This window comes from Lysobacter sp. GQ73 (assembly GCF_059758755.1).
In genome coordinates, this window is record NZ_JCAXEE010000007.1 from 269,649 (window position 1) to 283,412 (window position 13,764).

Here is a 13,764-nt window from a genome sequence, read left to right on the forward strand (position 1 = left end):
TCGAGATAGGGCGGCTGCACCAGGATTTGCTTCGGTCGATGCGACGAACAGCGGTCCCCCCTCCTCCTAAAAGGGTACTCACGGCGTCGTGGCGCTCGTCAACTAAATCATCGCGAATGAGGCGTGGGTGCGTTCGCCCTCTTTGGACGGGGACTGGCGCCTGCGTGAACCGGGGTGGGGGATGCGGCTGCGCCGGGGGATCGGCTTCTGCCTTTGCCATGAGCGCCGCCGCTCAAGGCGACAATGTTTCCAACGCCGGTTCCGCCGCCAGCACCTGCGATTTCGGTTGCAGCCACGCCAGGCTCGCACCGCGCATGCCGGTGCTTGCGGTCATGCTGTCGCGATGGTTGCGGCTGCAATCGGCGGCAACGATGCCGTGCGGCATCAGGCTATGCAATTCCATCTGGGTCAGGCGGTCGCCGCCGCGCTGCGCCTGGGCGTGCAGCGCCGAAGCCAAGGCCGCCGCGCGTTGCTTGTCGTCGACCGCCAGGGCCGCGACGATGTCGAGCAGGTCCAGGCGGCTGGTCAGGGACCAGGCGTCGGCGGGCAGCTTGCTGCGGGCCTGCGCGCCGAAGCGTCGGCTTGCGACCCAATCGCCGCGTGCGGCGGCGTTCTCGGCCAGGCCGGTCTCGGCGCCGGCGACCAGCCAGTGATACTGCGCCGCGCGCATCACGGGCAGGGCGCGCTGATACAGCCGGTCGGATTCGGCGAAGGCGCCGGTACGCGTCAACAGCGTGGCGATCTCCATCGCCGCTTCCGCGCCCTCGGGCGAATCGCCCAGCGCCGCGAGCGCCGTCTGCGCGCGCCCGAGCAACTCCGTGGCGGCTTCCTTGTCGCCGCCGAGCCATTCGGTGTGCGCACGGCCGATTAGCGGCGAGACCAGAGTGGACTGTTGCTCGGAGGCGGCGCAACGCAACCAGTCGCTGCGCGCTCCCTGCAGGTCGCCCAGCGGCAGGCGGGCCTCGGCACGCAGGCAGGCGACGCGGGCGCGCGATTCGCCGGCGCCGCCGGCCGGCAGCCGGGCTATCTCGCGCTCGGCGCCGTCCAGCACCGCGACGGCATAGGCATAGCGGCCGTGCATCGAGCTCAGCGCCGCATCGAAATGCGCCAGGTCGACGACCCAGCGGCCTTGCAGTCCGGCCTTGCGCAATTGGCGCAGGCGTTCGGCCGCGCTGTCCAGACGCGCGCCGACGATATCCTCGATCAATAAGGCCATCGCCAGCCGGTGGCCGATCAGCACGTCGCCGGAATCGTGGGTGACCATCAAGGCTTCTTCGAGCAACCTGCGATAACCGGGCAAGTCGCCGGCGTTGAAGTGCTGGGCGGCGGCGCGCGCGAGGATGTCGATCTCCAGCCGGCGATAGCCGCCCGCGCGGGCCTGCGCCAGCAGGGCCTGCATGCGCGCGGCGGAGGCCGCGTCGGGCGCGACCGTGGCTTCGGCGAGGAAGCGCGCGTACAGCGCCCGGGTGCGGTTGCCGGCCGCTTCCAGGCGCTTGGCCGCTAGTTCGTACTGGCCGACGTCGGCGCGCTCCTTGTATTGCAGGGTGTCGGCCACCGCGATCATCAGCAGGGCGTTGCCGTGTTCCAGTTCCCAGCCGGCGCCGGCTTCGCGGGTGATGCGCTCGGCGCTGCGCGCATACTCGCGCATGCGCTCCGGTTCGCCCATCAACTGGTGGATTTCGCTGATCAACAGCAACCGGGCGACGCGCGTGCCCATCGGCTTGCGTTCCCAGTCGGGCGTTGAAAGCCTGCTCAAGGCCTGTTGCAGTTCGCCGGTCTGCGACAGCAATTGGGCGTACTGGAGCACGTAGTTCGACTGCGCGGGATAACGCGCGACGAGTTTCGCGTACGCCTCGCGCGCCTGCTGATGGCGCCGCGGATCCATCGCCAGGGCTTCGGCGCGCATCGATTCCTCGACTTCGGCCGGCACCGGCTTGGTCGATTCGATCGCGATCTGCATTTGCTCGATTGCCGAGGTGGCCTGGGCCAGGCGCGATTGCGCCCGCGCCAACTGCATCCGCGCCAGCCCGAAACGCGGGGCCTGGCGCACGACTTCGCCGGAGATCGCGGCCGCGGCGATCCAGTCGCGGCGGTCGATCGCCTCCACCGCATCGGCGTAGCGGCGCGCCGCCGGCGCGGCGAGGTTCAAGGCCGGCCAGGCATCGGCGCGGCCGGGTACGAGTTCGGCCATCACCTGCTGCGACAGCGTGTCGACCATCGCCGGCACCTGCGAGACCGGCCCTTTGACTTCAAACCGTTGTTCCCGGCCCTGGTCGTGAAAGCGGGCGCGTATCAGGACCTGCGAGGCATCGCCGGCGGCGATGCCCGACGACAGGAAGATCACTTTCGGCGAACTCGACTCGCCGTCGGCGGCGAGGTCGGCCTCGGTCATCAGGGTCACTTCCGGCAGGCTGCCGAGTTTCCAGCGCAGCCATTCGCGCAACAGCTTCACCGGCCAGCGCGTCGCATTGGCGCGGTCTTCCACTTCGATCAGGGCGACCGCCAGCGGTCGCGCGGCCGCACCGGTGCCGGCCGTTGCGGGATCGCGAAACCACAGCAGCGCGCCGGCGACGGCGAGCAGGGCGATCGCCGCGGCGGCCCAGGCGGCGGGACGGGCCCAGCGTCTCCCGCGTGGCTGCGCCGACGTACCCGGGCGTATTGCCGGGGCCGATTCGACGGGCGATTCGATCGGGACAGCGGCCGCCGGCTGCGCATCGACGACCTCGTCGGTATCGGTTGCCGTTGCGACATCGGGCGCCGGCTCGGCGGAAGGATCGGCAGGAGAATCGGTGCGGGGACCGGCCGGCGCGGGCAGTTCGGCGAACCATTCGACCGGGCCGGGCGGTTCGAACACGTAGCCGCCCTTGGCGACGGTGCGGATCCAGCCCTTGCGCGGCTCGCCAAGCGCCTTGCGCAGCAACCACATGTTCTGGGTCAGGTTGGCGTCCTCGACGACCAGCCCCGGCCACAGGCGCGCGAACAGCTCGGCGCGGCCATGCAAGGTGTGCGGCTCGGCCATCAGCAGCACCAGCAGGTCGAACAGGCGTTGCGGCAGCTCGACTTCGACCCCGCCGCAGTTCACCCGGCGATAGCGCAGATCGATGAGCAAGTCGCCGGTGCGCAGATAGCGCGAATCGGGTGGCCAAGGCGGCGTACGCGTGTCGGTCATCGGTCGCCTCAGCCGCTTTACGAAGTCGGTGCTGGCGGTGGATCGCCAAGCCGCAACATCCTGCCGCATGCCTATCGCTGGGGACAGGCGCTGCGGTCAGGGGGGCTGCCCTATTAATGTGACAAGAATATCGTTTTCAACGACAAATGAGAAAAAAGTGATCTCTCGTTAGAGGTAACAGCCCTCTGCGTCGCACTACACCTGAGACACCGGTCGCACGGCACGCCTACCGAAGACGACCGGACAGCGAGCGAGTTCGTCCCGGACTCGCAATTCCGATCAGCTCAGAGGGGATTCATAAGATGTCCACTGTATCGAATAACGGCAGTCGCAAGAAGGTACTGGCCACCGCCACGGTATTGGCCTTGTCCGCGCTGGCCGCTCCGGCCTTCGCCGGGCAGGTCTATCTCGGTGGCCTGAAGGATGGTGGCGAGTACGGGCAGTTCATCGTCCGCTATCGCGACGGCAGCGCGCCGCGTACCAGTGCCACCGCACGCGATGCTTCGCTGAGCCAAGCCATGAGTCGCATTCAGGCGGCCCGTGCCGATCTCAAGGCGCTGCGCCTCAAGCACTTCCGCCGCATGGCCCTGGGCTCCGACGTAGTCCGCGCCGACCGCAAGCTGGATCGCGTCGATGCCGAGGCGCTGATGCGCCAGCTCGCCGCCGACCCGAACGTGCTGTCGGTCGAGCCGGATCTGCTGGTGCGCGCCCTGGCCACGCCCAACGACACGCGTTACAACGAACAGTGGCATTACGCCACCAGCGCCGCCGGCGCCAACGTCTCGACGGCGTGGAACAGCAGCACCGGCCAGGGCGTCGTCGTGGCAGTGGTCGATAGCGGCATCCTCGCCCACACCGATCTCAACGCCAACATCCTGCCTGGCTACGACATGGTGACCACGGCGGTGGGCTATAGCGCGGCCGAGTGCGCGACGGTCGGCGCGACCGCGGGCTGCGGTCGTTCCGACGACGGCGACGGTCGCGATGCGAACGCCACCGACTCCTCGAACAATCAGCACGGCACCCATGTCGCCGGCACCATCGCCGCGGTGACCAACAACAACGCCGGCGTCGCCGGCGTGGCCTACGGCGCTCGCGTCGTACCGGTGCGCGCACTCGGCAAGGACGGCCTCGGCGCCACCTCGGACATCGCCGATGCCATCGTCTGGGCTTCCGGCGGTGCGGTCGATGGTCTGCCTGCAAACCCCAATCCGGCGGAGGTCATCAATCTCTCGCTGGGCGGCAACCGTCCCTGTACGGATACCCCTGCCTACCAGGCCGCGATCGACAAGGCGATCGAGAACGGTTCGATCGTGGTCGCGGCGGCCGGCAACAGCAATATCGACGTCGCCGGGGCGACCCCGGCGAGCTGCGCCGGCGTCATCAGCGTGGCCGCGAGCGACAACAACGGTCGCCGGGCGTTCTACTCCTCCTACGGCGCCAGCATCGACATCACAGCACCCGGCGGCGAAACCTGCTCGCCCCAGAACGAGTTCTTGGCGCTGCGCGAATCGCCGCAGGGCAAGTGCGTGCGCCAGCACGACCAGAACGGCGTGCTGTCGACGGTCGGCGGCAACGGCTACGCGTTCTACCAGGGTACCTCGATGGCGACCCCGCACGTCGCCGGTGTGATCGCGCTGATGCAGGCCGCCGCGCCGGTGCCGAAGACCGCCGCGGAAGTGCAGGCCATCCTGGCCGACACCGCCCGCCCGATCGCCGCGGCGAACTGCCCGGGCGGTTGCGGCCCCGGCCTGATCGACGCGGCCGCGGCGGTGTTGGCGGCGCAGGGCGGAGTGGGCGGCAACGTCGATCCGGTGGCCAACTTCAGTTCGAGCGTCAACGGCCTGACCGCGACCTTCACCGACAGTTCCAGCGACAGCGACGGCAGCATCGTCTCGCGCAGCTGGAATTTCGGCGACGGCAGCGCGGCCTCGACCGCCACCAACCCCAGCCACGCCTACGCCGCGGCCGGCACCTACAACGTCAGCCTGACCGTCACCGACAATGCCGGCGGCACCCACACCAAGACCGCCTCGGTCACGGTGGCCGCGCCGGCCGGCGGCGTGCAGACCTACACCAACGGTACCGACTACACCATCAACGACAACAGCACGGTGGAAAGCCCGATCACCGTCTCCGGCCGCAGCGGAAACGCACCGAGCAACGCGACGGTGACGGTGGCGATCGTGCACAGCTTCCGCGGCGACGTGCGCGTCGACCTGGTCGCACCGGACGGTTCGACCTATCTGTTGAAGAACTACAACACCTACGACAGCGCCGACGACATTCGCGGCACCGCGACCTTGAATCTCTCGACCGAGAGCCTGAACGGTACGTGGAAGCTGCGCGCACGCGACAACTACGTCAACGACATCGGCAAGATCGATAGCTGGAGCATCAAGTTCTGATCGATGCCGATCATCGTCAGTCCGTACCCAGACAGCCCCGGCCCCGCCGGGGCTGTCTGGTTTGCGCTCTCGGCAGGGATGGGCCGCCGGCATGCCGGTGGGACGCAATGTCGCACTGGCTACCTGCCGTCGTTGCCGCGCAGGCCGGCTGCGCCTTCACGTTGGCGGAGCCGAATGCCTAAAGCTCGATCGTGCTCCTCTTTGCAGCGACTCGCTCAGCTAAAGATGGAACAACGCGCATCCGAACACCGTCGAACTACCATGTCTGGGATGATGCGCAACGATCGTACGCGCTCGAGGCAAGCATCCGCGCGGAATCGTCGCGAGTTCACGATTTGGCGCGTCTTTACGCAGTTTTTCGCATGTCGAAAAGTCTTCGCGATACGCATCGTGCGAGCCGCATCGGCATCGTCGCTTCGTCGCGAAACGATTCTTGACGAGGACCACGGAACCGCGCGATGCATCGTGATAACAAGTGCAACGTCGAAAGTCAGGGGGCATCGACCCACTCAGCGCATCGCTGGTGGCCAAATCTGAGGACTACCCCATGTTGCAGCAACACGCTCTGGTCCAGGATCCAAGTACGTCTGCAGTACCGTTCGCCGAGGAACTTTCGGACGACAATCTCGAAGCCTTGTTCGGCGGCAAACCGGTGGTATGCGGTTGCGGCTGGCTTTGTTCGTTCACCGGCGAGTGCGGCTGTTCCAACGGCCACTCGGTATGTGTCGGACACTGCTGATCCGCTAACCGGAGCCGCCTGGCGGTAGCGGGCGGCTCCTTCGAGTACGGCGCTTACAGCGAATCCAGCCGCGATGCCTGCGCATCGTGCGTCGGGTCGTGCACGCATCGTCGGACGGGGCGCGGCCACGCGCGTCGCTTACGCCGCTGGGCGCGTCGCCGACGTTCGCGCAGTGCGCGCGGTTGCGCCGGAAGTCCGCCGCTCCCAGCCCTCGCGGTCTTGCCTGGACGGACAGCGTGAACAAGCCATTGCGGCGCGTCAGCAACAAAACCAAGTTCGTCAGCCAGACCTCGGCCGCCGATTGCGGCCACGCCTGCATCTCGATGCTGTTGTCGGGGCTGGGCTTGCGAATGCCGATGCTCGCGCTGGCGGCGCGTTACCCGGTCAGCCAGCGCGGCATGTCGGCCAAGGAAATGCTGGACGTGCTGCGCATGTGCGGAGTCAAGCCCAAGGCGCTGCGGGCTACCGACGGCACCGTGCAAGCCCTGCGGCATGCGGCGCTGCCGGCGATCGTGCATCTGCGCCACGAGCATTTTGTCGTGGTCGGCGCGGTCGACGACACGACCGTGACGGTGCTGGACCCGGCCATCGGCGAGCGCCGCATGGCCCACTGCGAATTCGAGGCGATGTGGAGCGGCGTGTTCATCTGCGCCGAACGCGACGAAGCCGCGCGCTCGCGGGTGTCGATATCGCCGCTGGGTCAGCTGTTCAAGGAGTTTCTCGGCGAGAACTGGTCGCTGTGGCTGTTCCTGCTCAGCGTGATCGCGCTGACCGTGGCCACCACCATTTCCTTCCCCTGGCTGTTGAGCCGCGCAGTGACCTTCCTGGCCTATGGAGGCAGCGGCAGTGCGACCGGCCTGGGCATGGGGTTGCTGGTGTTGTCGCTGGCCTTCGTCGTCGCGCACTGGATGCGCGCGCGGGTGTCTTTGCTGATCCAGTTGCGCCTGGACCGCTCCCTGATCACCCGCTTCGTCGATCGCCTGCTGAAGCTGCCGCTGCGGATCTTCTCGCTGCTGCCGGCCGGCGACCTGATCGCGCGGGTCAACTCGGTCTCGGGCGTGCGCGATTTCCTGTCGGCGCGCATCACCGGCCTGATCCTCGATTCGGGCGTGCTGATGGCGACCCTGGCGGTGCTGGCCTTCCAGAGCGCGCCGGTGGCCTTGCTGTTCCTCGCCCTGACCTTGCTGTCGACGGCGGTGCTGATCCTGTGCTGGAAGCGCTTGCTGCGGCTCACCGGCGGCGAAGTGCTGGCGTATTCGGGCTATTACAGCACCCTGGCCGAAACCCTGACCATGGCGGTCGACGTCAAGGTCAATCGCAAGGAGCAGGTGTTCGCCGACCGCCTGATGGACCGCTTCGGCGAACACCAGAAGTGGCTGGAGGCGCGCGGCAAGCTCAATGCGGTGTTCGAAGCCTTGTACGCCTACCAGGACAAGGTCGTGCCGATCGCCGCGTTGCTGCTGCTGTTCGTCGCGTTCCCGAGCATCGACCTGTCCGACCAGACCGCGTTCTATTGCTACTTCCTGCTGGGCTGGACCGGCCCGTCGGTGCGCGCGATCCAGATGTTCTTCATGCAGTTGGTCGTGGTGCGCATCAACGCCGACCGGATCGAGTCGATCCAGGGGCTGATGAGCCTCGACGAGGGCGTGCCCGGCGCCGACGAAGCCGCGCCGCCGTGGGCGGGGCCGAGCCAGGTCGCGGTCAGCGGCGTCGGCTTTTCCTATCTCGGCACCGGCACGCCGGTGCTCGAGGACGTGTCGGCGAACTTCGACGACCGCGGGCTCAACGTCATCGTGGGGCCTTCCGGCTGCGGCAAGAGCACCTTGCTCAAGCTGATCGGCGGCCTGCTGTTGCCCGACGCCGGCAGCATCCAGGTGCGCGTGCACGGCGAGCGTGCCGGCGTGGGCACGGGGGCCGGCACGAGTTCTGGCGCCAGCGCGGCCTCGGTGGCCTATCTCAACCAACACCCGGCCTTGTTCGCCGGCACCGTCGCCGAAAACATCGCCATGTTCGACCCGCAGGCCGATCAGGAGCGCATCGAACGCTGCGCGCGCGCGGCCTGCATCCACGACGAGATCGTCGCCTGGCCGCTGGCCTATCGCACGCCGGTGGTCGCGGTAGGGCAGAGCCTGTCGTCCGGCCAATGCCAGCGCATCGCCCTGGCGCGCCTGCTCTACAGCCACGCTCCGATCATGCTGCTGGACGAATTCACCAGCGACATCGACGCCGCCACCGAAGGCGCGATCCTGCGCCATCTGCGGCTGTGGCCGGGCATGAAGATCATCGTCACTCATCGCACTCAGTGGATCCAGCCGGGCGATCGCGTCCACGACCTGGGCCGGACCGCGCAAGGAGGACAACGCCATGAACGTCCCGTCTATGCGTGAGGGGCGCCCGCGCCGGCTGGCGCTCGCGGTCGGCGCGGTCGCGGCCGGCGTGCTGGTGCTCGGCTTGCTGATGGTGCGCAACACGGTCGCCTCGGTGGCGCCGGTGGCGGTGGTCAAGCCGGCGTTGGACGCCTTGCCGACCACGATCTTCGCCGACGGCACGTTGTCCTACCGCAACGAACTGGCGCTGACCTCGGAAGTGCTCGGCGCGGTCGAGGAGATCTACGTGCGCCAGGGCGACGAGGTCAAGCGCGGGCAGCCGTTGATGAAGCTGCGTTCGCAGCAATACGAAGCGCAGCTGGCGCAGCGCGAGGCCGGCCGCGATGGCGAAATGGCCTCGCTCGAAGTCAAGCGCGCGAGCCGCGAACTGGCCGCGGCCAAACTGCGCCGTTTCACCGAACTGCGCAAACAGCAACTGGTCAGCGAGGAAGGCCTGGACGAGGCCGAGGCGGCGTATCGCCAGGCCGACGCGGCCTACCGCGAAGGCCATGCGCGCATCCAGAACCAGCGCGCCCTGGTCGATGAGGTGCAGGACAGCTTGCACAAGTCCATCCTGCGTTCGCCGATCGACGGCACGGTGCTGTCGATCGACGTGTCCCCCGGCGAGACCGCGGTGCCGAGCGCATTAAGCTTCAGCGGTTCGACCGTGGCGCGCATCGCCGACACCCGCGTGCTGGTCGCCACCGCCAAGCTCGGCGAGTACGACGTCTGGAAGATCCGTCCCGGCGCCGTCGCCAACGTGGTGGTGCCGGCCTTCGACGAGACGCCGCTGCCGGGCACGGTGCGTTCGGTATCGATGGCGCCGGCGCGCCCGACCACCGGCACCGGCGCGCCCGCGGCCGGTGCGGCGAACTACGAAGTGCTGATCGAGATCCGCAACACTCGCCGCGCGAGCTTGCGCACCGGTATGACCTGCCGGGTCGAGTTTCCCAGCCGCAAGACCGCGCCGGTGCTGACGGTGCCGATCGCGGCACTGCGCGACAACCCGGCCGAGCTGGGGACCGAAGCGGGGCAGGGCGCGAGCGGCGCGGTGTTGGTGGTGCGCGATGGCGTCGCCAGCCTGCGCCGGGTGCGCTTGGGCGACGTCAACGAGACCCATCAGGAAATCCGCGGCGGGCTCGCTGCCGACGACCTGGTGGTGGTGCCGGCGACCGGCCAGCCGTTCTTGAAGCCGGGCACGCGGGTGCGGGTGATCTCGTATGAACGCGGTTGAGCTCAGCGGCATCCGCAAGAGTTACCGCCTCGGGGCCACCGAAGTGCCGGTGCTGCGCGGGGTCGACCTGCACGTGGCCCAGCACGAGTACGTCGCGGTGATGGGCGCCTCGGGTTCGGGCAAGTCCACGTTGTTGAACATCATCGGCTTCCTCGACACGCCCGACGCCGGCGAGATCCGCATCCACGGCGCGCCGGTGCAGCGCCAGGACGATGCCGCCCTGTCGGGTTTCCGCAACCGCACCATCGGCTTTGTGTTCCAGAGTTTTCACCTGCTCGGCAACTGCTCGGCGCTGGAGAACGTGATGCTGCCGCTGCGTTATCGCGGCGAAGCGCGCGCCGCGGCCGGGCGCCGCGCCCAGGCCGCGCTCGAGGAAGTCGGCATGGCCCATCGCAGTGCGCACCGGCCCGACGAATTGTCCGGCGGCGAACGCCAGCGCGTGGCGATCGCCCGCGCCATCGTCGGCGAGCCCGACATCATCCTGGCCGACGAGCCGACCGGTAACCTCGACTCGAAGACCTCCGATGAGGTACTGGACGTGTTCGCGCGCATCCACGCCAGGGGCCGCACCCTGATCGTGGTGACCCACGCGCCGCAAGTCGCCGAACGTTGCCAGCGCACGATCCGGGTCTGCGATGGACAGGTGATCGACGCCGCTGCGGCTGCGGACGCCTGAGCACGACCGGCATGCGCCGCGGGCTGGCCAACCTGTGGGACGCCGCACGCTCGCTGGCGCGCAGTCCGCGCCAGAGTCTGCTGTGCGCGAGCGCGATCGTGCTGGCGGTGATGGCGTACTCGACCGTGGTCAGCATTGCCGACGGCATGTCCCAGGCGCTCGGCCGCCGCTTCGAGAGCCTCGGCGACGACACCGTGGTGATCCGCGGCCAATCCACCGCTGGTAGCGGCTTCGTGCCCGGCCGCGGCGATCTCGAGGATCTGCAGCGGATGCCGCAGTGGATCGCACGCGCCGCGCTGGTGCAGGAGTTGTCCGGCGCGGCCACCTTGCTCGAAGGCGCGGGCACCCGCCAGGTCGCGCAGGTGCTGGCGGTGAGCGAGGATTACTTCGCCATCGACCGGGTCGCGATCGGGCAGGGCCAGGCCCTGAGCGGGCGCGGCGCCTCGGCCAAGCGCTGCGTGCTGGGTGCGCGTATCGCCGCTCGGCTGTTTCCCGGGCAAGCGCCGCTGGGCAAGTTCCTGCGCATCGGGGGGCATTGGTATGCGGTCGGCGGCGTGCTCGCCGCGACCGACGAGCCGGGCAAGTTCGTCTCCAACGACGATGCCGTGTTCCTGCCCTTGGCCGGCGCCGGCGCCCTGGTGAAGCCCGGTGACGACGGCGGCCGGCTGGTGGTCAAGGCCGCGCCCGGCATCGACATAGATACCTTGCGCACGAAGCTGCAGGCATTGCTGCTGCGCAAGTACGGCGGCCGCTACCGGGCCGACGACTTCCGCATCGAAGCCAAGCAGGCCTTGCTGCAGGGCGCGCGCGCGGCTACCGAGAGCCAGGGCCGCAGCTTGGCCTGGATTTCGCTGCTGGCTTCGCTGGTCGCCGCTCTGGGCGTGATGAACATGATGTTTCTCAGCGCCGACGAACGTTCCGGCGAGATCGGCCTGCGCCGCGCGATCGGCGCGACCCGTGCCGACATCGCCTGGCTGTTCGTGTGCGAGGCCTTGTTGCTGTGCCTGGCCGCGATCCCGATGGGGCTGGTCCTGGGGCGTATCGCCGCCGGCCAGCTCAAGGGCGTGCTGCGCCTGGATGCGGCGCCGGTGCTGAGCTGGCAGGCCTGTGCCTGGGTGGCCCTGGCGACCACGGCGCTGGTGCTGGCGTTCTCGCTGGCGCCGGCCTGGCAAGCGGCACGTAAGGACCCGAAGCGGGTGTTGCGCGCCGAATGAACGCGACCACGCCCGTTGAAGTGAATTCGGCGCGGACAGCGGAGCGCGCTGCCGCATCGCCGGTCGACGCGGCGCCGGGTGTCTGGTTCGTGCTCGGCGAAGCCTTCCAGGCCGCCTTGCGCCAGCTGCGCAGCTTCCCGGTGCGCACCGCGGTGGCGATGCTCAGCGTGGCCCTGGGCGTGGCCGGCATCGTCTCGGTGGCGTCGTTGTCCGAGGGGCTGTCGCGCACCCTGGTGCGTTCGTTCGAGTCGATGGGGCGGCAGGTGTTGATCGTGCGCTCCGACCCGTCCTACGAGTCGCTGGTGCTCGGCCGCGCCAACCGTCTGTCCGAACGCGACCTGCGCGTGGTCGCCAGCGCCTTCGCCCAGCGGCCGGTGGCGCCGGTGCTGCGCTACGGCGCGTTCAACAACGCCGTCGCGCTTGGCGCGCGCAACAGCGGCGCGGCGATCTACGGCACCACGCTCGACTACTTCCGGCTCGGCGAAGTCGAGTTGATCGCCGGCGCCTGGCCGTCGCGCCAGGACTGGCGCGGCAGCGGCCGCCAATGCCTGCTCGGCCGCAGCCTGGCCGAGGAATTCGGCGGCCTGGCCGCGGTGCTTGGCCGCGACCTCAGCCTCGCCGGACGTTCCTGTCGCGTGGTCGGCGTGGTCAAGGGCGCGGGCAGCGCGTTGGGTTTCGATGCCGAGCGCCTGGTCATCGCGCCGATCGGCCTGGTGCGGGCGATGGACGCTGACGGCAGCCTCAGCGATCTGGAGATCCACGCGGGCTTTTCCGAGGTGGACGACATCGAGGCGATCGGCCGGCGCTTGTCGGCGCAGTTGCGCCGGCAGCGCCACGCCGGCGGCGGCGAGGAGGACTTCATCGTCGTCACCGCGCAACGCCTGCGCGGTTACCTCGACGACACCCTGGCCAGCGTGCGCGCCGGCCTGTTCCTGCTGATGGCGGTGGTGTTCGCGGTGGCCGCGCTGGGCATCGGCAACGTCATGGTGTCCGGCGTCAACGCACGCCGCCGCGAGATCGCGATCAAACGCGCGATCGGCGCCTCGCGCGCCAACGTCTTCCTCGAATTCCTGTTGGAGGCGGTGATCCTGACCGGCTTCGGCGGCGTGCTGGGCGTGGTCCTGGGCGCGGCGGCGGCGCTGGCGATCACCTCGGGTTCCAGTTATTTCGGCGAGCCGACCGTGTCTTGGGCGGGTTGCCTGTTCGGGGTCGTCACCGCGCTGCTGGTCGGGCTGCTGACCGGCGTGTGGCCGGCGGCGCGCGCGGCGCGCCTGGACCCCGTCGCCGGTTTGCATCATCACTGAGGTGAGGACATGAAAGGACCCTGGGTCTGGATAGGCGCATCGGCGCTGGTGGCGGTGCTCGCGGTGTCGCTGGGTTTCGTGCTGATGGCCGCGGGCCGTTCCGAACCGCTGCAGGGGATGCAGGTCGACGACCTGCCGATGCTCGGCCGCGGCGATGCGCCGCACGAAATCGTCCTGGTCACCGATTACGGCTGCCCGGCCTGCAAGCGCTTCCACACCGAGATGCTGCCGCAGCTGATGAAACGGTACGTCGACGACGGCAGCGCCAGGATCCGCGTGCTCGCGTTTCCGATCCGCGAAGGCTCGACCGAACTCGCGCATGCGGTGATCTGTCTGCAACAGCGCCCAGGCAGCGACGCCAAGGCCCTGTACGACCGTGTCTACGGTCAGGACCTGACCGGTATCGCCGGCCTGGGACTGGCGCAGCGCCTCGCGCCGGCGGCCTCTGCGGTGGGGCTGGATGCCGCCGGACTCAATGCCTGCATGCAGCGGCCCGAGATCGCCCGCCGCGTCGAGCAACAGCGCTATCGCGCCATCGTCCACGGCATTTCCTCGGTGCCGACCGTGGTCATCGACCGCGTCGCGTTGAGCGAGCCCTGGACTTTCGCCCACTACGAGGCGGCGTTGCAGCCCGCCGCGACGGAAGCCCGATGA

Annotated in this window: 9 protein-coding genes; 8 read left to right on the forward strand and 1 reads right to left on the reverse strand. The window is 68.9% G+C overall.

The genetic code is table 11. From position 1 onward, the window contains the following. Positions 1-232: 232 nt before the first annotated feature. A complete protein-coding gene (locus tag AC6CH2_RS19060) occupies positions 233-3,169 on the reverse strand; it encodes a winged helix-turn-helix domain-containing protein (protein WP_498270562.1) in 2,937 nt (978 codons plus the stop codon). A 302-nt stretch (positions 3,170-3,471) separates the two neighbouring features. Here AC6CH2_RS19060 and AC6CH2_RS19065 point away from each other — a divergent pair, with 302 nt between their 5' ends. The 8 genes from AC6CH2_RS19065 to AC6CH2_RS19100 all read left to right on the forward strand — a co-directional run bounded on the left by AC6CH2_RS19065 (position 3,472) and on the right by AC6CH2_RS19100 (position 13,764). Next, positions 3,472-5,577 carry a S8 family serine peptidase gene (locus AC6CH2_RS19065; protein WP_498270563.1) on the forward strand — a complete coding sequence of 702 codons (2,106 nt, stop codon included), beginning with the start codon at positions 3,472-3,474 and terminating at the stop codon, positions 5,575-5,577. A gap of 547 nt (positions 5,578-6,124) precedes the next feature. Further along, positions 6,125-6,316 (forward strand): hypothetical protein, encoded by a 192-nt coding sequence (locus AC6CH2_RS19070; protein ID WP_498270564.1) that lies wholly within the window; start codon positions 6,125-6,127, stop codon positions 6,314-6,316. Positions 6,317-6,552: 236 nt separating this feature from the next. Continuing rightward, the gene (locus tag AC6CH2_RS19075) at positions 6,553-8,703 is read left to right on the forward strand and encodes a peptidase domain-containing ABC transporter (RefSeq protein ID WP_498270565.1); all 2,151 of its coding nucleotides are present in this window, start codon (positions 6,553-6,555) and stop codon (positions 8,701-8,703) included. Further along, on the forward strand, positions 8,681-9,916 hold the full coding sequence (locus tag AC6CH2_RS19080; protein WP_498270566.1) for an efflux RND transporter periplasmic adaptor subunit: 1,236 nt from the start codon (positions 8,681-8,683) through the stop codon (positions 9,914-9,916). Before AC6CH2_RS19075 ends, AC6CH2_RS19080 begins: the two co-directional genes overlap by 23 nt. Further along, positions 9,903-10,592: an ABC transporter ATP-binding protein gene (locus tag AC6CH2_RS19085; RefSeq protein WP_498270567.1), complete on the forward strand. Its 690-nt coding sequence runs from the start codon at positions 9,903-9,905 to the stop codon at positions 10,590-10,592. The genes AC6CH2_RS19080 and AC6CH2_RS19085 overlap by 14 nt, the downstream gene beginning before the upstream one ends. Positions 10,593-10,603: 11 nt before the next feature. After that, positions 10,604-11,806, forward strand: coding sequence for an ABC transporter permease (locus AC6CH2_RS19090; protein WP_498270568.1), 1,203 nt, complete (start codon positions 10,604-10,606; stop codon positions 11,804-11,806). Further along, positions 11,803-13,110 (forward strand): ABC transporter permease, encoded by a 1,308-nt coding sequence (locus AC6CH2_RS19095; protein WP_498270569.1) that lies wholly within the window; start codon positions 11,803-11,805, stop codon positions 13,108-13,110. The genes AC6CH2_RS19090 and AC6CH2_RS19095 overlap by 4 nt, the downstream gene beginning before the upstream one ends. A 9-nt stretch (positions 13,111-13,119) precedes the next feature. Further along, a complete protein-coding gene (locus AC6CH2_RS19100; RefSeq protein WP_498270570.1) occupies positions 13,120-13,764 on the forward strand; it encodes a DsbA family protein in 645 nt (214 codons plus the stop codon).